We start from the raw sequence: 21,659 nt of genomic DNA on the forward strand, positions 1-21,659 counted from the left end.
GACGAATCAAATATACATTCATTAGCACCGGGAGTTAATATTCTAATTTATGAGGAGTAGCGACCAGAATTTAATAGTTTTGACTGTTTATATTATCGGTGTTTCATACATTTTTAACCGCATGATCGAATCTATCGACGATCAAGTTAAGTTTGAGTTTAAAAAAGGAATCGTTGACGAACAACTCAAAGAACAAAATCTCGACGATAAAATTGGGATTTCTTTTAAACTCAAAGCCTCATACCCAATTGACGATTTGAAAGATTTAGGGATTAGCATTGAAAATAAATCTGATAATGTTGCCCTATATGTTGACTGGGACAACAGTTCTTTAGTAGTTGAACATAGCAAGCAATCGCGCCGCGTAATTCGGAAATCACCAGATTTAACCCGCGACTTAGCAGTACCTCAAAGTCCTAGCCTAATTGCTCCCAAGAAAACACTTTCTGAAACGGTGACAGCAGAAGATGTTTTCGAGCGCGATAAAGATGCTGGAACTTATTTAGCGAAAAAACCACTAATTGATATCAACGGGCTGCAAAAAGGGCAAAAAAAATTGTACAACGACTTTATTAACAGAAAAAAGGAGTTGGACTTTTCCCTGCAACTGGTGCTAAGGATATCTGAAGTGCGTTTAGGTCTAGCCCCAGGCCGTGATTTTCCTCCCATTAGCATTATCAATTGTCCTTTCACAGTCAGAAAACTACCTTGGACTTACGCTCTACCTTGGAATAAAAAAAAGCAATAGCAACCAGACAGACTATGCCATCCAAGATTACACTGGATCTAAGGAGAGAGTAGACGCAGGCGGTTGCAGATCAGTCATAGTCACTGGTTTGAGGAAAGTCCGGGCTCCCGAAAGACCAAACTTGCTGGATAACGTCCAGTGCGAGCGATCGTGAGGATAGTGCCACAGAAAGATACCGCCAGATTAATTAAAAATTAAAAATTAAAAATCTAAAATGAATAATTTTTAATTTTTAATTTTACATTTTTAATTGATCTGGTAAGGGTGCAAAGGTGCGGTAAGAGCGCACCAGCAGTATCGAGAGGTGCTGGCTCGGTAAACCCCGGTTGGGAGCAAGGCGATAGGAACTACGGTTGGTCTTTTACCAGTTCCGCTCAATGAGAGCCGCTTGAGGCGTTTGGTAACAAACGTCCCAGATAGATAACTGCCCTCGCAAGAGAACAGAACCCGGCTTATGTACTGCTCTTTCCCCTCTTTTTTAGTGCTGAGTGCTGTTAGCGGTAGCGGGGCGTTTAGCCCGTGCTGAGTTAGAAGTTAAGAGTTATTAGTTTCCCTCTGCTTCCCTTCCCCCTTCCCCTTGTCACGTAATGCCCCTTGCTTATCCACGCCGTCAACGGCAACTTGAAAGTTTAGTCCAAAAATTGGGTTTATCGCTAGAAGCACCTATTAAGTGGGAACTGCTAGATTTAGCGCTAACTCATCCGACTGTCTCTGATTCGGCAAATTATGAACAGCTAGAGTTTGTTGGCGATGCAGTGGTGCGGCTGGTGTCGGCTATTGTGTTATGGGAAAATTATCCTGATTGTCCTGTAGGGGATTTTGCGGCAATTCGTTCGGTGTTAGTGAGCGATCGCATTCTCGCCCAATTAGCCAGAGTTTATGGTTTGGAGTTATACTTACTAGTTGCCGGTAGTGCTACGGCTGATAAAGTTGGTCAAGAGTCACGACTAGCAGATGCTTTTGAAGCAGTTCTGGGTGCGCTTTACTTAAGTACTCAAAATTTGGAATTGATCCGCTCTTGGCTAGATCCTCACTTTCAAGAACTAACCACAGAAATTCGCCTCGATCCTGCCAGACTTAATTACAAAGCTGCTCTCCAAGAATGGACTCAGGCGCAATTTAAAGTTTTACCAGAATATCGAGTTGTAGAAGTCACTCAACCGCACCGTAATCAAGAACGTTTCATGGCTGAAGTGTGGCTCCACGGCAACAAGCTCGGCGAAGGTAAGGGGCGATCAATCAAAACTGCTGAACAAGCCGCAGCTAAAGTAGCTTTTTTAGCAATTCCTAACCCGCAAAAACCCTGAGCTTAAAATAAGAGGAATTAGCCGATAATCAGTTGATTGTCAGTGGTCATTTGTCTCTAGTCCTTTGTATACAAATGACAAATGACAAATAACAAATGACAAATGACAAATAACAAATGACAAACCAAATTAAAATTGCTGTTATCGGGGTTGGGCGTTGGGGAGTGCATCTGCTGCGGAATTTTTTAGCACATCCTCAAGTAGATGTAGTTGCTGTAGTAGATCCCCATCCAGAACGATTAGCGGCGGTTAAACAGCAGTTTAATTTAGATGAAAATGTAGTATTAACAACCCAGTGGGAAGATTTAAAAAAAGTGCCAGGGTTGACAGGAGTTGCGATCGCAACTCCAGCTACTACCCACTATGCTTTAATTAAAGACGCTCTCCAAAACGGACACCATGTTTTAGCTGAAAAGCCCCTAACTCTCGATCCCGCAGAATGTCGGGAACTTTGCCAGTTAGCAAAGCAGCATCATTTAATACTCATGGTTGACCACACTTATTTATTTCACCCAGCAGTTGAGGAAGGGCAAAGTGTAGTACAAGCAGGTAAATTAGGTGATTTACGCTATGGCTATGCGACGCGCACCCATTTAGGGCCTGTCCGCCAAGATGTTGATGCACTGTGGGACTTAGCTATTCACGATATTGCTATCTTTAACGCTTGGCTGGGTCAGATTCCTGTGAAAGTACAAGCAACGGGTACAGTGTGGCTACAGGGAGCAGGGGAGCGGGGGAGCAGGGAAGTAGGGGAAAAGAAAGATACAAATTCTCTTCTGTCTCAAGGTTTGGCTGATCTGGTATGGTTGACACTGACATACCCAGATGGCTTTCAAGCTTATATTCATTTGTGTTGGTTGAATCCTGATAAGCAGCGACGGCTGGGGATTGTAGGTAGCCTTGGTAGCTTGATTTTTGATGAAATGTTGCGATCGTCGCCTCTAACGCTGCTACATGGGGAGTTTGAACAGCAGGGTAATCATTTTATTCCGGTAAATCAAAAACAGGTGGTGCTGGAATTAGAGCCAGGGGAACCGTTGCAACGGGTTTGCTCTTGTTTTGTTGACTCTATTCTCAACAATACTCCCTCAGAGATTTCGTCTGGCTGGGTAGGCACACAGTTAGTAGAAATTCTTGCTGCACTAACAGTATCTCTTGAGCAAGGCGGTCAACCTGTTTTTCTTAACAACTGCTCTCAAGTCTAATTTTCCCCTGAAACCGCCCAATAATCCTCGGTTAAGGCAAGAGACGCGATAAATCGCCGTCTCTACAAAGGGCTGATTCTTGTAGAGACGGCGATTTATCGCGTCTTTACTTTACGATCGCATCGAAAGGGAAAAAGAATTCTCAATCTAAAATCTAAAATTCAAAATGGTATTACCTTTCAGAAGTTCCGTTTGCATAAACTTCTGTTTTTGGAAGACTTACCAAGAGAGTTTGCTGTGGCGAAAGACTAATCTCGTAAGTCTCATTTCCAAGTAACACCTGAAACTTCATCGATTTTTCTTTTTCTACAACTGTTTTAACAGATTTATTACTTCTTAAAGATGGACTTCCCCCAGACTGCTGTAGGTTAGAGTATTGGCTTGCTTTTGCCCCCTTATTCTCAGAAGAAAATCCCAGATCCCCAATATTTTCATCTTTTTTTGAAGCAGGTAACAGCGAGATATCAATCAAGGGTAAGGTAATCTTCAGCGTCGTACCTTGATGAAGCCCTGCACTCTCAAGAGTAATGCTGCCTCCCATGAGTTCGATTAAGTTCCGTGAAATTGCTAATCCTAGTCCAGTCCCTTCAAACTGGCGCGTGGTTGTGCCATTCACCATCACAAAGGGGCGAAATAGTTTGTGTTGTTGAGTGGGATCGATACCTATACCTGTATCTTTAACTATGACCACCACTTGAGATTTACCATTACTAGATTGAATTTCTGTAGCAATGGTGATGCTTCCTGTGTCGGTGAACTTAGTAGCATTGCCAATAACATTAATCAGCACTTGCTTCAGTTTTGCCGCGTCTGCCTTAATTGGTATTGGTTGAGGATCTAACTCGCATTTCAATTGCAAGCCCTTTTGTTGAACATTAACTGATTGTAAATTAATCACCTCTAGCAATATCTGTCTCAGATCGAGAGGTGTAATGACTACAGAAAGTTTACCTGCTTCGATTTTAGAAATGTCGAGTAAATCATTAATAATATTTAGCAAATGAATGGTTGTTTCATCGGCACGTTTGAGAAATTCCATTTCTTCTTCACGGCTATCACATAAGCCATCTTCAACCACGCGAATGCAGCTAATAATAGTATGTAATGGATTTCTCAATTCATGGGAAGTAGTAGCCAAAAACTGGCTTTTAATTTGGTTAGCGCTTTTTGCTTCTTTCCACGCTATTTCTAACTCTTCCGCCCCAGCTTTGAGACGTTCTACCATTTGATCTAATGCTTGGGCGAGTTGATTGAATTCTCGAATTTGGAAATTGTGTGGAACTGGTTGCGCGGCGTGATGGGAGTGAATATTGAGAGCATAGTCTCGCAATTCTTCTACAGGACGTGCCAGGTAAGGAGCTAAATATATAGATGCTAACAAACTTGCACCAATCAAACCAACTGTCAAAACTATGAGAATTAGTTTAATTTCTTCTAAACCAAAAAGTGCATTATCGATACTAGTAACAGCTAAGACTATCCATTTTTGATGCTGTTGTTCGGTGAGTGGATTTGCAATAGCTGTATAGCCAGCTACTAATTCGTTCCCTTCTTTAAAAGACAAATTTACCGAATCATTCCGTCCGGCAAGAGCATTTTTAATTATACTTTTGAATTCGGAAGAATTTGGCTGTTGATTGATATTAGTTCCCACCCAGTCTGTGTATGGGTGCGCCAAAATTGTCCCATCTTCAGCAATCACTACCATAGAGCCTGTGAGCGATCCCGGCGGGTTTCTGGTTTGTTGGTATAATGCAGACTGAATACTTAAGCTGTAAACTAAATTTTTTCGGCTATCCGACACTGGTGCAGATACCACTAATCGCAATTGATTTTGTGCGTTTCTTTTGCCAGTCATTCCTGCCTTTGACGGGAAGATTGCTTTGACATTAATTCCATCACTAGGTAAAGGGAATATCAATTCTCCTATTGCTTGATCCCCACAGCTACTAGCAATTACTTTCTGGTTTAGGAGATCCGTTAATTGGATACATTCAATATTGGTCGGAAGTTGTTGCTTTAACTGCGCGAGAATTTCTTGCTCTTGTATAGGCGAACCCGATGGAATCACCGTTGTTTTACTTACACTCAGTAAACTAGCTTTTAAGATTGCGATCGCATCGCCAATTCTCTCCCCTTTACTGATGGCGCTTTCTGTTAAATTTTGACGCGCAGTTCCCAAGATGCTAGAACGTGCCTTATTTAAGGCAATAATCTCACCTATAAGTAAAACTGGAACGAACAGCAGCAATATTTTCGTTACTAAAATTCGACGAAAGGAAGATTGGCGAGAATTAGTCATCGAGTGTCTCACTTTGCATCCGCAAACCACAACAGCAAAGATATGTAATTAGACTGGCTAGATGAGACATCTTATTAAATTATCAGAATTTTATTTTCAATGTTTAAAAATAACAAATTGCTATAATCTAAAAAGAAACGTGGTATACCAAAATTTATATATGCTAAATTAAAAAGTGGTTTGTGTTGCATATAAATACAGTGGTAAACAGTGGTAAAATTGTAAAAAAGCAACTTGTAGGTATGGATTTTTTTGCAATTTACACACGAATAAAGAAAATATTCAACCTATCAAATCAATTTAATGTTGCAACATCGTCCTCATACTACAGTTGTTTTAGCAATGAGTGTAGATGGCAAAATAGCAGATTTTAGGCGATCGCCCGCTCGTTTTGGCTCAAAGGTTGATAAAGCACATCTGGAAAAACAAATCGCTGCCTCTGATGCGGTTTTATTCGGTGCTGGTACTCTTCGGGCTTATGGAACGACACTTACTGTATCAGATCCAACTTTAGTGGAACTTCGGGCACAAGAAGGGAAGCCTCCGCAGCCAGTTCATATAGTGACTACACACTCTGCAAACCTCAATCCGGAAATTAACTTTTTTAAGCAACCAGTTAGACGCTGGCTACTCACGACAAAAGCGGGGGTACTTTCATGGAAAGGACGCTTACAGACGCTTCCTTCAACTATAAGAACCGGAACACAAGAGTGTTCTCCAGAATTCTCTCCAGAATTTGAACAGATTCTGGTTTTTGAAACACCAACGCGAGAAATCGACATTTCCGCAGCTTTGAAGTATCTAGCCAATATAGATATAACACGATTGGTAGTCTTAGGTGGAGGTGAATTAGTCGCTTCCCTGCTGGGCTTAGATTTAATCGATGAATTATGGCTCACTGTCTGTCCCCTGATTTTAGGTGGTAGTACCGCCCCCACACCTGCCGGAGGGAAAGGATTTTTACCCGATTTAGCTCCCAAATTGCAACTTATAGAAGTTCATACAGTTGAGCAAGAAGTGTTTTTGCACTATCGCCTGCAACGATCAGCAGATTAGATTACGCTATTTATTGGTAATTGGGCATTGGGCATTGGGCATGAAGAAGAGACAAGGTAGACAAGGAAGAGGGGGGAGACTTATTCAATAATTCCCTCTTGTCCCCCTGCCCCCTGCCCCCTGCCCCCTGCCCCCTGCCCCCTGCCCCCTGCCCCCCTGCCCCCTAATATGGTGGAACAACTAAAACCTCGCTATTCTGTTGTTTGGACGAACAAAATTGCTGAAGTACCCCAAAATGCCTGGAATGCTTTGGCAATGCCATTCCAAACGCCGTTTTTAGAATGGGAATGGCTGAATAATCTCGAAACCTCCCAGAGTGCTACTGCTAAAGCTGGTTGGTTGCCAAATCACTTGACATTGTGGCGAGATAGAACGCTGATTGCGGCTGCGCCACTTTATCTCAAAGGACATAGTTCTGGTGAATTTGTATTCGATCACCAATGGGCAGAGTTAGCCACTCGCATTGGAGTCCAATATTACCCAAAATTGCTGGGAATGACACCATTTACCCCAGCTGAAGGTTATCGGTTTTTAATTGCCCCAGGGGAAGATGAGGATGAAATCACAGCGATGATGGTGCATGAAATTGACACTTTTTGCTCCAAAAATCGGATTTCTGGGTGTCATTTTCTCTACGTTGATCCCCAATGGCGGCCGATGCTGGAACGGCATGGTTTTACAACTTGGCTTCACCACAGCTACATCTGGGAAAATTCTGGCTTTAAAACTTTTGATGATTATTTGAAAGTTTTCAACGCTAATCAGCGCCGCAATATTAAGCGAGAACGCAAAGCTGTGGAGAAAGCAGGCTTGCGATTGCAAGCGCTGAGTGGCGATCAAATTCCTCAGTCTTTATTTCCTTTGATGTACCAGTTCTATGCCGACACTTGTGATAAGTTTGGCTGGTGGGGTAGCAAATATCTGACAAAGCGGTTTTTTGAGCAGCTACACGCCGATTATCGCCATCGAGTTGTGTTTTTTGCTGCATATAGCGAGGAAGATAATTCTCATCCTTTAGGAATGTCCTTTTGTTTATTTAAAGATGAAAAACTCTACGGACGCTATTGGGGAAGTTTCCAAGAAATAGATTGCTTACATTTTGATGCTTGTTATTATGCGCCGATTGAGTGGGCGATCGCTAACAATATCCAAAGTTTTGATCCTGGTGCAGGTGGCCGCCACAAAAAACGGCGCGGTTTCCCGGCTATGCCCAATCACAGTCTGCACCGCTTTTACAACAATCGTCTAGGACAAATTATTCGTCCCTATATTAAGGAAGTGAATCAACTAGAACAGCAAGAAATTGAGGCGATTAATGCAGAGTTGCCATTTAGTGAGAAAATCTCCAATTCTGATTAATTGGATAATATTCCGGCAATACTCGTCAATTCCATAATTTTCTCAAACTGAAAGTCCTGAGCTAAATTCTTAATAAAATTTTGCAGATCCTCCTTTTCTGAAGGGATTTGCTCAATCAATTCTAAAATTAAGTCGTCGCTACATTGGGCTGCGGCAGTATACAACTGCTTCACCCATTCAGGCGACATTTCAGATAATATAGGCACTAAGTCTGTAAGCTTCAAGATGGATGTTGCTATCTTTTCTTTTGAGTTTCCTATCTGATAATTATCTTCTTGATAAATATATTGAACATCTAAATATTCGCTTAATTTTTCTAGTAATTGTTCCTCGCGGAAAGGCTTGTTCATATAATCATCACAACCCGCTTGAATCATTGCCTCTCGCTGTTCCTCAAAGGCATTAGCAGTTAAGGCGATGATAATTGTCTTAGAATTTGAAATTAAGGTTTCTTCTTTGGTTTTAATAATTTTTGTGGCTTCGTAGCCGTCCATAATCGGCATCCGCATATCCATTAAAATTAAGTGTGGTTGCCATTTCTGCCAAACTGCGATCGCTTCGATACCATTTGCTGCTTCTTGGACTACAAAACCGATAGATGTCAGTATTTTTACCAATACTAAACGGCTGTCTATGGAGTCATCAACCACCAAGATCCGATATTCGCTTTGAGTGGGTGCTAAACTCAGAACTTGCCGTCTAATTTGCTTAATCTGGATTTCGCTAGCTGTGGCTAAACTAATTTGAATGTCAAAGGCAAATTTACTTCCCTCGCCAATAATGCTGGTAACACTAATATCTCCCCCCATTAGTTGCACGTATTTGCGGCTAATTGCTAAACCTAATCCTGTTCCCTGTTGCGATTTTCTTCCAGTTTCAGTTTGCCCAAAAGCTTCAAACAACAAGTCAATTTCTTGTGGGGCAATACCGCGGCCAGTATCCGTAACCTCGAAGATTAAGGATTGGGCATTGGATAAAATGTCTTCACCATGCCCCGTGCCCAATGCCCCATGCCCCACCCCCACCCGTAATATCACTCTTCCCGTATCGGTAAATTTGATGGCATTTCCCAAGAGGTTAAGCAAGACTTGACGCAGTTTACTTTCGTCAGCTTGGATGTATTGGGGGAGGTGAGATGTATATTCGAAAATTAATTCTAATCCTTTAGAGGTGGCGCGGAAGCGCAACATCTCTTCGAGATTTTCTAAGAGACGAATTAAGTCAAAACTGTTGATATTTAATGTGATTCTGCCAGCTTCGATTTTAGACATTTCTAAAATGTCGTTGATTAAGTTGAGGAGATGTTCGCCTGCACGATTGATGATTGCTAGATTTTGCTGATGTTCAGTAGATAAAGCAAGATCGTGGCTCATAACTTGGGTAAAACCGAGGATGGCGTTGAGTGGGGTACGTAGTTCGTGGCTCATATTGGCAAGGAATTCACTTTTGGCACGATTGGCAGTATCAGCAACGATCACAGCTTCTTGCAACGCTTGTGACTGCCTTTGAGTTTGCGCTAGTAATTGTGCCTGCTGTAAAGCGACACCCAACTGATTGCCAATTTGAACTGCGATGTTGATTTCTCCTGGTTTCCATTGGCGGATATCGGAATTTTGATAACTCGCTAGTAATCCCCAAAGCTGACTACCATATAAAATGGGGACAATAATGTAAGCTTTTGCCTGAAAGCGCTCTAAGAGGCTGATGTAACAAGGATGAAAGTCAGCGTTGTAAATGTCTGGGACACAGAGGAAACTTGCACCTTGAGTTGCTTGCAGATAAGGATCTTCTAGATGATTATCTTCTCTATCCAAGATTTTTGCTAGGCAACGACCATCATCTAAGACACCCTCTGTAAGATAAGGGTTATTGTTATGTTCTTCGATGAGAGAAATCCAACCATTACCTACTGACTCAGAGACAAATTCGCCAGCCCAGTGGGGATTGAAACGATAGACAACAACCCGATCGCAATTGAGTACTTGCCGTAATTCTTGGGTTGTAGCTGCAAATATAGTCTCTAAATCCAGTGTTTGGCGCATCCTTTGAATAACTTGGGCGATCGCTCTTTCCCTTTCTGCACTCTCACACAGGGCTTCTTCTGCCAATTTTCTCTCGGTAATATCTGTAATTGTACCGATGTAGCCTTTGATTTCTCCATCATCTCGAAATTCTGGCAAAGCCTGACAAATTACCCAGACGACCGTACTATCATCACGTAAAAACCGATGTTCGTACTTATATGTAGTTTTGGCAATTCTGGCTTGATTCCATACCAACAGCAGCTGCTCGCGATCGTCTGGATGTACAGCTTTTGTCCAACCTGTTCCCAGAGACTCTTCTAAATTAAATCCAGTAATTTCACTCCAGCGTTGATTAAAATATAAGGCATTGCCATCCACATCGGTGTGAAATATACAAACTGGTGAGGCTTCTGCTAAAAGTTTATATTGCTGCCTACCTGATTGCAAAGCTAATTCTACCAGTTTAACATCGTTGATGTCTGCCCAAAAACCAACACATTCTATCGGTTTACCAGCTTCGTCACGGATGAGCCTCATCTTTTCGTAAAACCAATGATAAGTTCCGTCGGCGTGTAACCAGCGGTATTCGTAAAAACTGTACTCCTGCTCAACCAACTGAGAAAATTTTTCTAAGATTAGCTCAACATCTTCTGGGTGGACGCGATCAAGCCAGAAATTGGGATTTTCGAGAAAATTCCGTGCTTCGTAGCCAACCATTGCCTTAACATTCTCACTAACAAAGGTAGTGCTAAACTTAAAGTTACTTGATGTTTTTTTGCTGCTATAAATCACCACAGGGCTAGAAGTAAGCAGATATTGTAGGCGTTCGTTGGCTAAACGCAGTTCTTGTTCGACGTGTTTGCGTTCGCTAATTTCTACTAAAACCGTACCTACACCAGAGGGGCGATCGTCTTCACCAGGAATCGGAAAATAAGAAACTAAGAAATGGCGGATAATATCTGGTTGTTGAATTGATGCGCTGCTTAATTCTTGATTTAGAAGTGGTTGACTAGTTAAGAGAACCTGTTGATAGATTGGTTCTATTAGAGGGGCCATCTGGGGTAAGACTTCATGGATGGTCTTGCCAATATGATCTTTCTGGGATAATCCATTAATGTCCGCTAGGGGTTGGTTGATTTGCACAAACCGTAGCTGGTTATCTACAATATTCATGCCGACGGGAGCGCTGCTAAAAAAGGCATTGAGGCGGGCTTCTCTGAGCGCTAGTTCTTGTTCTAGAGTTTTGCGTTCAATTAACCCACCTAACTGAGCAGCAACAGCGTTTACTAGCAAGAGCAAACGTCTATCTACCGATACTGAACTACGTTTAAAAAATACTAAAACAGCCAATACTTCGTTTCCCGCCAGTATGGGAACACCAAAACCAGCTTTTAATCCTACCTTTGCTGCTTGTTGCGATCGCAAAAAAATTGGCTTTGTGACTTCCGAAACATCTTCTATCCATTCTGGTTCTTGGCTTTGCCAAACTCTTCCTGGTAGCCCCACTCCCAGAGGAAATTTCACAGCTTGGCTTTGGCGGCAAAATTCTTCTAAACTGCTCTCCTCACCGTACCAGCCTAGACTTTGTTCTAAAATAGTACCATCTTCATTAGGAATCCATGCTTCACCAAAATCCCAGCCAATGGTGTGACAAATTAAGCGTAAGACTAGCGCTAATGAGCTATTGACATCACCGGCGCGAGTGATGGCTTGGGTTGTCAACAATAACAAACGGCTTTCGTTTTCTGCCTGTTTGCGTTCAGTAATATCTTTTGCTGTGCCTAGTACATACCATTTTCCATCTATCTCGATCATTTCCGCACTCAACAATGTTGTCTTAATTTCTCCTGAACAAGTGCAGACATCAACTTCGTAGTTACGGATGGCTTTAGTTTTTTGCAGCATTTGAGCCAGGAAATTATATTCTTCTGGATTCGCCCAAATATTCAATTCTCGATCGGTGCGATTAATCACCTGAGAACGAGAATAACCAAAAAACCGACAAAAGCTGTCGTTAACTTCAACACAGCGTTTGTGCGGAAGAGTAATTAAGGCAATTGGATCGGGAGATGACCGAAAAGCTGATGCTAACTTTTCTTCAGAGGCCCGTCGCGCTGCTTCTGCGCGTTGGCGTTCTATTGCTTCCAATACCAATGAGGCTAAATTGCCCAGAGAACGAGCGAAGTTCTGGTCTTCTAACGTCCAATGATGAGCAACTCCCACGGCTTCCATAGATAAGACTCCTACGGTTTTGCCCTCCAGCCGAATGGGTGTATCGAGTACGGAAGTAACGTTTAATCTTGAGTAAAATGCAGAAAATTCTCTAATTCTGATATCTTGATAAGCATCATCTGTGGCGATTGATTGGTCTTGTTGCAAAGCTGCAAAATAAACTGGATAGTCTGCTGCTGATAAGGAAGCTCCTTGGCTATGTTGATTAGGGCTGCCTTCAAATAGGTCAAAACACTCGATTTTCAAGCCTGTTTCGTCGTACAACCAGATACTAGCTCGTTCCATTCCAATATTTTTGACGGCAGCTTCAGTAATCTTACCTAAAGCTGCTTTTAAGTCACCTTGATAAAGAGTTTTATCTTGTGCTAGTTGGGTTAGCACTAGGTTATGATTGCGGAGCTTAATCGCGCTCTCTTGGAGTAATTTTTCTACACCTCTACGCTGAGTAATATTACTAGCAGTGCCTGTCATGCCTATAACTAGACCTTCTTCGTTGCGTAATGCGATCGCATTAAACATTAGATAAAGTAAAGTATTATCTTTAGCTACACAGGTAGTTTCATACTGAAAGAGCGACTTTCCCTGTAAAACACCCTCAAACGCTACTTTATCTTGAGCAATTTGTCTCGGCGAGATGAAATCAGTCAAAGGCCGTCCAATCATTTCCTGGGGTTCATAGCCATAAATCTGCTTAACTGCCGGGTTGACAAAGGTAAGTAATCCATCAATATCTACCGACCAGATCATATCCTGGGATGTCTCCACTAGGTGGCGATACTGATTCTCGCTCTTTTTGAGGGCGGCTTCGACTAAAAGGCGATCGCTTTGGTAAACTTCTCTACAAAAGGTTTTAGCAAGGCTAACAGGAAGATTTTGGAAAATATCTTCTATCTGTTTGTTGCAAATGCTTAACTCAGAAGCAATCCGTTGACTTTCTTGAATCTGCTGTTGCAGTTGGATATTTTGTTCTTTTAACTGTTGTTTTAGCCTTTGGATAGTTAATTGATTTTGGATGCGGAATAAAACTTCTTTAGTTTGGAAGGGTTGAGTAATATAGTCAACATTGCCTAAATCAAAAATGTTGATTTCTTCAGCTAATTCATCTAAAATACCAAAAAAAATTATCGGAGTATTTTCAGTTTTTTGGTAGGTTTTCACCTGTTGATAAAATTTATAGCCATCCATATTTGATATGGAAAAGTTTAGCAAAACTAAATCAGGTGGAGTAGATAGCATATTGATTGCCAATTCTTCAGACATGGCAAATTGCAACTGATAACCTTGGTTTTCAAGAATGTTTGATAAATATTTTATATTCTCTAATTTATTATCAACTAATAAAATTTTAATTTTTTGAATATCCATATCATTTGCTAAGTAAATTTTCAATTAGTAATAATTTTTTAAATCAAACTGAACATGAAATCAGAAAGCAAAACTATATAAAAAGAGTGTAAATAAAATTATTATCACTTAAGTAGATGGGTGTAAATAGATATAGGATTACTATTTGATTTTTGAGCAAAATTAGGTATTGTAGAGGAGCCAGGGCGTTGCGGTGAGGGGGTCGCAGTCTTGGCGGTTCCCGTCGATTGCAAACCCCCGAACCCGAAGGGAGGTTCCCGACGCTCGTTCGCGTAGCGTCTCCGACAAGAGAGACTCGCTTGCCGCCGACGCTATCCGTTGTAGCAACTGGCGTTGTGTTAGAACTGAGTTCGTAACGCACTATTATCAAGGGTTTGATGCCGTACTCTTTGCGCTCACATCCTACGTATATTTTCAAAAAGAAAACCGAAATTTTGTATAATATATTTTATGGTTGCAAATATTGTCGCAGCCTCTCGCAATAACATATTGTATTCAATTATGCTTACTTACCACCAGACTTTAGTTTAAGGTATAAAAGAGTCAAATTAAGCCAAAACCCTTTTTATAGCAGGAGGCAGAATGTAAAATTATTACCGAAGAGAGGAAAAGCGGAAGGTGGGGCCCCCTCTGGAGAAAAAGGGCGGAGGAAGAGGTAAAGGAATTAAAGTTAAAGCTTTTCCCACACGGTATAGAGCAAGTATTTTTAAATATGAAAAATATTAAAAGAAGATTTTTGAGACACCCAGTGCGTTCGCTCTTAGCGTCTCGTAAAGAGAAAAATCAGCGTCCATACTTGAAACCCCTGCTTTGAAGTATGGGTTCCCTTTCCCCTTTCCCCTTTCCCCTTCTTCATTATTCCTAGTTTTCATGCTTTCAAAATGTCCTAACCAATGTGACTACTGACATGTCAATACCTAAGTATAAATACTATTATTGTGGAAGCGTCTGTCAGAAATATTATCTACTATGTTGAGCTAGCTTGCGGAACGTCGGATAAGGGCAAGCAAATACTAAAACAAGTTCTCCCTGGCTGGGACTCAAATGAGAGCGTACCGTGATGGCGATTTTCTACAATCCGGCGAGTAGTTTCCAAACCAAGTCCTGAACCACGCCCCACTGATTTGGTGGTGAAGAAAGGTTCAAAAATGCGGGTTTTAATTTCAGATGGAATTCCACTACCAGAATCGATGATGTCAATATGAGCGAAGCGATCGCAATGGTATGTTGTAATTTCCAGCAGTCCCTTACCATCCATTGCATCAATGGCGTTGTCAATTAAGTTTGTCCATATCTGATTCAGTTCGCTGCCATAAGCAAGGATTTTAGGAAGCTGTCGATCGTAATTGCGTTGTACTTGGATGCCGGATTTGAGTTTATGAACGAACAATCGCAATGTATCTTCTAAACCTTGATGCACATCCACTTCTTGCTGAACGCCTTGATCCAGATGAGAGTACGACTTCATCGCTTGCACAAGTTCGGAAATCCTCTCGGCTCCTCGTAAACCATGTTTAATCATTGATATGACTTCAAAGGAGAGCGATAGCCAGTGCAATCCGATTTCTCGCAATTCAGTCTCGTCGTTGCGCCAACGTTCCATGAGGCGATCTAAGGTTTCGACCTCAACACCACCTTCTGCTAAAGGTTCTGATAATTTCCATGCCTGCTTCACACCATAATCTTCTAGCCATTCCAGTAACACGGTTTCGCGATCGCTTAGTGTCACCGGATCTAGACGATTATTTAAAATCGCATCATAACCGCGATCGCGCACACTCAACCATTCTTGAGTATGGGCTTCCTCTACATTGCGTTGCCCATAAACTAAGTTCATTCGTTGTAGTTCCAGAATGGCAGCTGGCATTTCCCCTAAAGTCCGAACTAGGGCTGAGGCTGGGTTGTTAAGTTCATGAGCTAAACCGGCGGCAAGTGTCCCTAAAGCTGCCATCTTTTCCCGCCCTCGAATAAAAGACTCTAATCCCCGCAGCCGACGTTCCATAATGCGGAAGACCATCCGCTCAAAATTACGACATTCATGCAGCAGTTTACGGAAATCTTCTCCTTTGATTTGATAGAGGTGGCAATTTGTCAATCCCCGCATTGTGACAGGTGCAGGTTCATCTGTAAGTATTGGAATTTCACCAAAAAAAGATGGGGCATCATGTTGCCCGATGGGAATTTCAACTCCTTGACTGCGGCGAGTCATCTTGATTTTACCTTTGACTAAGATAAATAACCGACATACAGGGTCTCCCTCATGAGACAACACTTCTCCAGCAGAAAGTTCAACTGTTTGAGCGCGATCGCAAACCCACTCTAATTGCTCTTTAGAAAGCTGTTGAAACGGGTCTAAGTCGATCAATTCTTCAACACACAACATGAAAAACCCCCTATACTAGTTCGTAATTCGTAATTCGTAATTAAGAGGGTTAGATATAACCTGGGCTTTGTAGCTTCCACCTGTAGTATTCTTTTGGAGAATCGATCTAAATACCAAATGTGAAAGAAAGTATTGTTTCAAGACTAGGCTAAAAGATGGAAAACTTTTTTGAGTAAGCTTTGTGTAGTTTGTCATTAATTACGAATTACGAATTACGAATTACGAATTAGCTAAACATTGCTCAGGTAGCGGTGAACGAATTGAATGGCGATGGAACCTTCACCCACACCGGATGCCACCCGCTTAATTGACCCGGCTCGCACATCTCCGGCTGCAAAGATCCCAGGAACGCTGGCTTCTAGCAAAAAAGGTGAGCGTTCCAACTGCCAGCCTGGAGGAGATTTGCCATTGTGCGTTAAGTCGGGGCCTGTGAGGATAAACCCCTGAGCATCGCGTCGAATAACATCATCGAGCCAATCAGTTTTAGGGCTAGCACCGATGAAGATAAAAAGCGATCGCGCTGGCACGGTTTCAGTTTGTCCAGTCTTGCTATGGGCGATCGTAATTGCTTCTAGATGTTCATCTCCCTTCACTTCCACAACGCTGCAATTAGTGCAAACTTGGATATTTGCAGTCGCCGCAATTTGGTCAATCAAGTATTGGGACATACTTAATGAAAGCGACTCACCCCGCACTAACATAATCACTTTGCTGGCATACTTAGAAAAATGCATTGCTGCCTGTCCAGCAGAGTTTGCCCCGCCTACTAGGTAAACCTCTTCATTGGTACAGGCGATCGCCTCAGTCATAGCAGCGCCGTAATAAATTCCTGCCCCTGTCAGCTTCTTGGCTCCTGGGATATTCAGCCAACGGTAGGAAACGCCGGTTGCAACTAAAAGCGCATGGCAACTTATCTCGCTACCATCTGCTAATTGCAGAACCCGATAAGGATCTTGCAGCTTAACTCCAGTTACTACTTGAGGAGTGAGAATTTCTACTCCAAATCGCCGCGCCTGGGTGACTCCCCGCCTTGCCAAATCGTTGCCGCTCAAACCAACAGGAAACCCTAAATAGTTCTCAATACGCGAACTTGTTCCTGCTTGCCCGCCCGGAGCCTCACGCTCAATTAAGACAGTACTCAATCCTTCCGAAGCACCATAGACTGCGGCGGCAAGTCCGGCGGGCCCAGCACCCACGATCGCCAAGTCATAAAATGGTCGCTCTGCCTGGGTTTGCAGTCCAATTTTAGCGGCAATCTCTAAATTCGATGGTTGAATTAATCGGGAACCATCAGGAAATAGCACCAAGGGCAATTGCTGTCTGCCATCAGTTTCTGCGTATTCTACTAATTTCGCGGCATCCGGCTCCAGTTCAATATCCAACCACTTGTAGGGAATCTGGTTACGCGCCAAGAAGTCTTTTACCTGATGGGAGAAAGGCGACCAGCGATTACCGATGACTCGAATTCCTTCAAAGGGTGGGCGGAATCCAGCTAGCCAGTCATCTAGCAAATCATCCAAAACCGGATATAGCTTTTCTTCTGGAGGATTCCAGGGTTTGAGTAAGTAGTAATCAAGTTTGGCGCTATTGATTGATTTAATCGCAGCATCCGTATCTGCATAGGCCGTCAGCAAAGCACGTTTTGCACGAGGAAAGATGAGTTTTGCCTGTTCAAGAAACTCCACACCTCCCATTTGGGGCATTCTTTGATCGGCCAAGAACAGAGCAACTGCTTCATTCCGTAATTTGAGTTGCTGCACCGCTTCTAGAGCAGTAATACCAGAATCCGCCCGGACAATGCGGAAGCGATCGCCATACTGATGCCGCAAGTCTCGTGACACTGCTTGCAATACTTCTGGATCGTCATCGACGGTTAAAATTGCGGGTTTCGCCATAACTACTGTTATTTAACGATTACAGTACCTAGCTGTTATCTTCAAAAATCTGTTTTAAAATATTTACCGAAGAAGAATTCAGGAGTCAGGAGCCAGAATTAAGAATTGAATTCTGAACTTCATAGTGGATAGCGCAGCGTTAGCTCATCCTGGAGCGTCTGAATCATAGTCTAGAGCAAACGACAACTCTTGGAGACGCGCAAGGGACAGTCGTGGAGGAGAAAAAAAGTATTCCTTGCTTGAAACCCCTGATAACTCTTGGAGACGCGCAAGGGACAGACATGGGGTATTCTGACTCCTGAATTCTGACTTCTGACTTCTGACTCCTTTTCATTGTTTCACCAGTTGCTTTAAACGAAAGTATGCCTCTTCTGGTGTCAGCGCTTCTGATTGACTTTCATTAGGTATATAAAATACCCAAGTATCAGGAAAGTAATGCACCACAAAGCTTGGAATCAAACCCAAGCTTATTGCTTGCTTTCCAAGTTTCTCAGCTTGTTCCTCTAAACTCAGTTGGTCATGAAATGAGTGTTCAGCCATACTTTTCATCCCCCTGCACTTTATTCTTTAACCCTGTAAGAATCTTCACGTTCAATACTAAAATTGCACAAATCACTTTTAAGTAATTGCTCGTGTTTAGGACTTACGCACTGTACAAATTAATCATGGTATGAATTTACGAGAATAAGTTATTTCAGGCTCAACGGACTTGTGTTCTGAACCAACAGACTTGTGTTCTGAACCAACGGACTTGTGTTCTGAACCAACGGACTTGTGTTCTGAACCAACAGACTTGTGTTCTGAACCAACAGACTTGTGTTCTGAACCAACGGACTTGTGTTCTGAACCAATCGTTATGCACATAATAGTCATATTGGACAGTGCGTAAATCCTAATGTTCTAGAACGGGCTTGAGAATATTTAGGTCTACTACCAAAATAATTTCAAATATGCTTTTGTAGAGAATCATAAAGCTATTTTGGTCATTTAGGGTAACTGAAATTGGATTTCAGATACAACTATCTAATCAAGGTGTAATAAAATTCTTGAGATTCAATTGGGGCATTGGGCATTGGGCATTGGGCATTGGGCATTGGGCATTGGGCATTGGCATTCCCCATTCCCCATGCCCAAAAAGTGTAACTAAATCAAGAGGGGGTACTATTCCTCTTGCACATCAACCCAGATATTGCCTTCTTCCACACGAAGAGGAAATACTGGCAGTGCTTTTGGTGGTGAAACCAAAGAGAGTACTTTCCCTACACCAGGTGGCCAAGAACACCAGTCTTGTACTTCACCAGTCCGTAGATCAAAAGCGCTGCGATGGAAAGTACAAACGATTGTCCCATCTTTAATTTTGCCACTTTTCAGAGGTAATTTTAAGTGAGGACAGGTATTATCTACAGCATAAAGCTGATTTTCGTGATTCAAAAGTAGAATTTTCCGGTTGCCAACTTTCACCACTTCTCGCGTACCTGGGGAAAGTGCTTCAACTGCAAGAACTTTAGTCCAACTCATTAGGTTCTCCTTTCCTAATTGATCTGCTTTCAGTTTCCCGCAATTGTGACCAGTGCGATCGCCTTTCAGTACTGGGCAAAAGTTCAGTAGTTCGCAAATTTTTCCCGAAAGAGCGATATCTATGACAGGCTTTGCTAAGACTAGCGAAGTATTAAAGCTATAAAATATTACATTAAGTTCTTCTTTCACACTGGATAAAATTAATTCTGGGTAAACTAAAGAAAGTACTTCTTATGCCAGCTTCATAAGGCTTCTAGCCTATAAAAACCAATTTTGAGAAATATAAAAAATGATTAAGACAAGTTACGAATTTGACCAGTCTATTCTGCCCGCAGGGTCTTCATTAAAGACTAATATTCTGCTACGTTTTCGTGCTGATATAGCTGAATCTCCCCGGCGAAATCTTAACCTTTCTCTTGTAATTGACCGTTCCGGCTCTATGGCAGGCGCTCCCTTACATCATGCACTCAAAGCTGCTGAGTCTGTGGTAGATCAACTTGAGCCTGATGACATTCTTTCAGTAGTTGTTTACGACGATGAAGTAGACAGCGTTGTACCACCCCAAACTGTGACTAACAAAGCTACACTGAAAAATTCGATCCGTAAAGTTAGAGCAGGCGGTATTACCAACTTATCGGGGGGATGGCTCAAAGGCTGCGAACACGTCAAAGCGGGACTAGATCCCCAAAAAATCAATCGTGTTCTTTTGCTTACCGATGGTCACGCCAATATGGGGATTCAAGACCCCAAGGTACTAACGGCGACATCAGCGCAAAAAGCAGAGGAAGGTATCACCACAACTACATTAGGTTTTGCTCAGGGTTTCAATGAAGACTTACTGATTGGGATGGCAAGGGCCGCTACAGGCAACTTCTACTTTATTCAAAGCATTGATGAAGCAACTGAAGTATTTAGTATTGAGCTAGACAGTCTCAGAGCAGTAGTAGGACAAAACCTGAAGGTGACACTTGAGTTAGCTGATGGTGTCAGCTTGGTTGATACCTTAAGTCTAGCCAAAGTTAGCCAGAATGATGCTGGTCAACCTGCGATCGCTTTGGGAGAGCTTTATGAAGGTGAAGACAAACTTCTCGGCTTAAGTTTACTGATATCAAGCGCTCAAGTTGGCGAGTTACCTGTGATGAAACTGCATTACAGTGCCGATGTTGTCCAAAATGATCTTATTCAAAGCGTCTCAGGCACAGCAGATATTATCGCTAAAGTTGGCACTGTTGAGGAAGCAGCTTTTGCCTCTACAAGCCATATCATTCTTGAACTGAGCCGCCTTACCATTGCGAAGGCCAAAGAAACTGCCCTCGATTTAGCTGAACATGGCAAACACCAACAAGCCGAAGAAATCCTCCGTACCGTTGTGAAAGATTTGCGGGATAAAGGGTTAAACGAGAATTTTGAAATTGCTGAAGAGATCGAGCAACTTGAGTATTTCGCAGGTCGAATCGCTCAAAAAGCTCTGGGTAATGCCGGCCGCAAAGAATTGCGAGATCAGTCTTACCAAACCATGAACCGCAATCGCAGCGATTTAGTGGGGCGCGGTGTCACTGCTGGCGATGAAGTGTACGCAATGCCAGTTGTAAATGAAGTCGGTTCAGGTGTTGAACTGTATTGCGTTCGGGAAGGGGGTAAACTACGAGTTAAAGTCATATCCGAGGGCTATGATTCCAGTAAGAATGTCCAGTTTCCCCGGAGTATTCGGGCTGAGGGAGCAAGGTACGTTGTTGAAGGGTTAGAACTTTCGAGCGAAGGCACTTTTTATCGTGTACGTGGCAATATCACTCGTTTTGCTCAACCCGGTGAAACAGATATCTTCGTTGCTCCTAGACAATCAAATATTGCTAGCACAGGCAAAGCCTCTAAAGGCCCCGCCAGTGCCGCCGACCTTCCCACAATTGACACTGTAAAGGACGGCATTCTTGTTCAGTGCGTCAAAGATGGCAGCAAGTTACGTGCTAGGGTAGTTTCCGACGGATATGAACCCGATTGGAACATGCGTTTTCCGCGATCGGTTCGTGAAGAAGGAATGCTTTATGTTGTTGATGAAGTGAAAACAGCACCCGATGGCAAGTCTTATATTGCCTGTGGTGAAATTAAGCGATTTGTCCAACCTACTATTACTGTATCGCCGTAAAATTCTAACCAATATAGGAATCATATTTGATTTCTGAAAAATCTAAGTATTTGTAGTGGACTGACACAGCTAAAATGTTGCATTAGAACTAACAGATTCCTCCTCCTCAAAAACTGGATAAA

The 21,659-nt window shown here is 42.5% G+C and carries 14 protein-coding genes and 1 other RNA gene; 7 read left to right on the top strand and 8 right to left on the bottom strand.

What is annotated here, in order from left to right; genetic code table 11:
- The first annotated feature begins 49 nt into the window (after positions 1 to 49).
- The 4 genes from RMZ41_RS26545 (at position 50) to RMZ41_RS26560 (ending at position 3,260) form a co-directional block, all read left to right on the top strand.
- Positions 50 to 748 carry a hypothetical protein gene (locus RMZ41_RS26545; RefSeq protein ID WP_322639695.1) on the top strand — a complete coding sequence of 233 codons (699 nt, stop codon included), beginning with the start codon at positions 50 to 52 and terminating at the stop codon, positions 746 to 748.
- Positions 749 to 794: 46 nt separating this feature from the next.
- Positions 795 to 1,218: RNase P RNA component class A (rnpB, locus tag RMZ41_RS26550), an RNA gene on the top strand.
- A 117-nt stretch (positions 1,219 to 1,335) separates the two neighbouring features.
- Positions 1,336 to 2,055 carry a ribonuclease III gene (gene rnc, locus RMZ41_RS26555; RefSeq protein WP_322639696.1) on the top strand — a complete coding sequence of 240 codons (720 nt, stop codon included), beginning with the start codon at positions 1,336 to 1,338 and terminating at the stop codon, positions 2,053 to 2,055.
- 116 nt (positions 2,056 to 2,171) lie between these two features.
- On the top strand, positions 2,172 to 3,260 hold the full coding sequence (locus tag RMZ41_RS26560) for a Gfo/Idh/MocA family oxidoreductase (RefSeq protein WP_322639697.1): 1,089 nt from the start codon (positions 2,172 to 2,174) through the stop codon (positions 3,258 to 3,260).
- A 172-nt stretch (positions 3,261 to 3,432) separates the two neighbouring features.
- Here the strand turns inward: RMZ41_RS26560 and RMZ41_RS26565 are convergent, their stop codons facing one another.
- Complete coding sequence (locus tag RMZ41_RS26565; RefSeq protein WP_322639698.1) at positions 3,433 to 5,562, bottom strand: ATP-binding protein; 2,130 nt, start codon at positions 5,560 to 5,562, stop codon at positions 3,433 to 3,435.
- 303 nt (positions 5,563 to 5,865) lie between these two features.
- Here RMZ41_RS26565 and RMZ41_RS26570 point away from each other — a divergent pair, with 303 nt between their 5' ends.
- Entirely contained in the window at positions 5,866 to 6,618 is a 753-nt protein-coding gene (locus RMZ41_RS26570) for a RibD family protein (RefSeq protein ID WP_322639699.1), read from the top strand.
- Between the two features lie 168 nt (positions 6,619 to 6,786).
- Positions 6,787 to 7,977 (top strand): GNAT family N-acetyltransferase, encoded by a 1,191-nt coding sequence (locus tag RMZ41_RS26575; RefSeq protein WP_322639700.1) that lies wholly within the window; start codon positions 6,787 to 6,789, stop codon positions 7,975 to 7,977.
- Here RMZ41_RS26575 and RMZ41_RS26580 read toward each other — a convergent pair.
- The 7 genes from RMZ41_RS26580 to RMZ41_RS26610 form a co-directional block, all read right to left on the bottom strand.
- On the bottom strand, positions 7,974 to 13,598 hold the full coding sequence (locus tag RMZ41_RS26580) for a PAS domain S-box protein (RefSeq protein WP_322639701.1): 5,625 nt from the start codon (positions 13,596 to 13,598) through the stop codon (positions 7,974 to 7,976). The genes RMZ41_RS26575 and RMZ41_RS26580 overlap by 4 nt on opposite strands.
- 73 nt (positions 13,599 to 13,671) lie before the next feature.
- Positions 13,672 to 14,016 carry a hypothetical protein gene (locus RMZ41_RS26585; protein WP_322639702.1) on the bottom strand — a complete coding sequence of 115 codons (345 nt, stop codon included), beginning with the start codon at positions 14,014 to 14,016 and terminating at the stop codon, positions 13,672 to 13,674.
- A gap of 549 nt (positions 14,017 to 14,565) precedes the next feature.
- A complete protein-coding gene (locus RMZ41_RS26590) occupies positions 14,566 to 15,981 on the bottom strand; it encodes an ATP-binding protein (RefSeq protein ID WP_322639703.1) in 1,416 nt (471 codons plus the stop codon).
- 230 nt (positions 15,982 to 16,211) lie between these two features.
- On the bottom strand, positions 16,212 to 17,876 hold the full coding sequence (locus RMZ41_RS26595) for an FAD-dependent oxidoreductase (RefSeq protein ID WP_322639704.1): 1,665 nt from the start codon (positions 17,874 to 17,876) through the stop codon (positions 16,212 to 16,214).
- 330 nt (positions 17,877 to 18,206) lie between these two features.
- On the bottom strand, positions 18,207 to 18,416 hold the full coding sequence (locus RMZ41_RS26600; protein WP_322639705.1) for a hypothetical protein: 210 nt from the start codon (positions 18,414 to 18,416) through the stop codon (positions 18,207 to 18,209).
- Between the two features lie 123 nt (positions 18,417 to 18,539).
- Positions 18,540 to 18,740, bottom strand: coding sequence for a hypothetical protein (locus tag RMZ41_RS26605; RefSeq protein ID WP_409876020.1), 201 nt, complete (start codon positions 18,738 to 18,740; stop codon positions 18,540 to 18,542).
- A gap of 297 nt (positions 18,741 to 19,037) precedes the next feature.
- On the bottom strand, positions 19,038 to 19,394 hold the full coding sequence (locus RMZ41_RS26610) for a Rieske (2Fe-2S) protein (protein ID WP_322639708.1): 357 nt from the start codon (positions 19,392 to 19,394) through the stop codon (positions 19,038 to 19,040).
- A gap of 289 nt (positions 19,395 to 19,683) precedes the next feature.
- Between RMZ41_RS26610 and RMZ41_RS26615 the strand changes: the two genes are divergently transcribed.
- Positions 19,684 to 21,537 carry a vWA domain-containing protein gene (locus RMZ41_RS26615; protein ID WP_322639707.1) on the top strand — a complete coding sequence of 618 codons (1,854 nt, stop codon included), beginning with the start codon at positions 19,684 to 19,686 and terminating at the stop codon, positions 21,535 to 21,537.
- The last annotated feature ends 122 nt before the right edge of the window (positions 21,538 to 21,659 follow it).

It is taken from the genome of Nostoc sp. DedVER02, from assembly GCF_034530675.2.
In the GTDB taxonomy this organism is placed as follows: Bacteria; Cyanobacteriota; Cyanobacteriia; order Cyanobacteriales; family Nostocaceae; genus Nostoc.

Excerpts from the sequence above, each read along its gene's own strand:
- RMZ41_RS26545 (WP_322639695.1), top strand. The coding sequence starts at position 50 with ATGAGGAGTAGCGACCAGAATTTAATAGTTTTGACTGTTTATATTATC.
- rnc (WP_322639696.1), top strand. The coding sequence starts at position 1,336 with ATGCCCCTTGCTTATCCACGCCGTCAACGGCAACTTGAAAGTTTAGTC.
- RMZ41_RS26560 (WP_322639697.1), top strand. The coding sequence starts at position 2,172 with ATGACAAACCAAATTAAAATTGCTGTTATCGGGGTTGGGCGTTGGGGA.
- RMZ41_RS26565 (WP_322639698.1), bottom strand. The coding sequence starts at position 5,562 with ATGACTAATTCTCGCCAATCTTCCTTTCGTCGAATTTTAGTAACGAAA.
- RMZ41_RS26570 (WP_322639699.1), top strand. The coding sequence starts at position 5,866 with ATGTTGCAACATCGTCCTCATACTACAGTTGTTTTAGCAATGAGTGTA.
- RMZ41_RS26575 (WP_322639700.1), top strand. The coding sequence starts at position 6,787 with ATGGTGGAACAACTAAAACCTCGCTATTCTGTTGTTTGGACGAACAAA.
- RMZ41_RS26580 (WP_322639701.1), bottom strand. The coding sequence starts at position 13,598 with ATGGATATTCAAAAAATTAAAATTTTATTAGTTGATAATAAATTAGAG.
- RMZ41_RS26590 (WP_322639703.1), bottom strand. The coding sequence starts at position 15,981 with ATGTTGTGTGTTGAAGAATTGATCGACTTAGACCCGTTTCAACAGCTT.
- RMZ41_RS26595 (WP_322639704.1), bottom strand. The coding sequence starts at position 17,876 with ATGGCGAAACCCGCAATTTTAACCGTCGATGACGATCCAGAAGTATTG.
- RMZ41_RS26600 (WP_322639705.1), bottom strand. The coding sequence starts at position 18,416 with ATGGCTGAACACTCATTTCATGACCAACTGAGTTTAGAGGAACAAGCT.
- RMZ41_RS26605 (WP_409876020.1), bottom strand. The coding sequence starts at position 18,740 with ATGTGCATAACGATTGGTTCAGAACACAAGTCCGTTGGTTCAGAACAC.
- RMZ41_RS26610 (WP_322639708.1), bottom strand. The coding sequence starts at position 19,394 with ATGAGTTGGACTAAAGTTCTTGCAGTTGAAGCACTTTCCCCAGGTACG.
- RMZ41_RS26615 (WP_322639707.1), top strand. The coding sequence starts at position 19,684 with ATGATTAAGACAAGTTACGAATTTGACCAGTCTATTCTGCCCGCAGGG.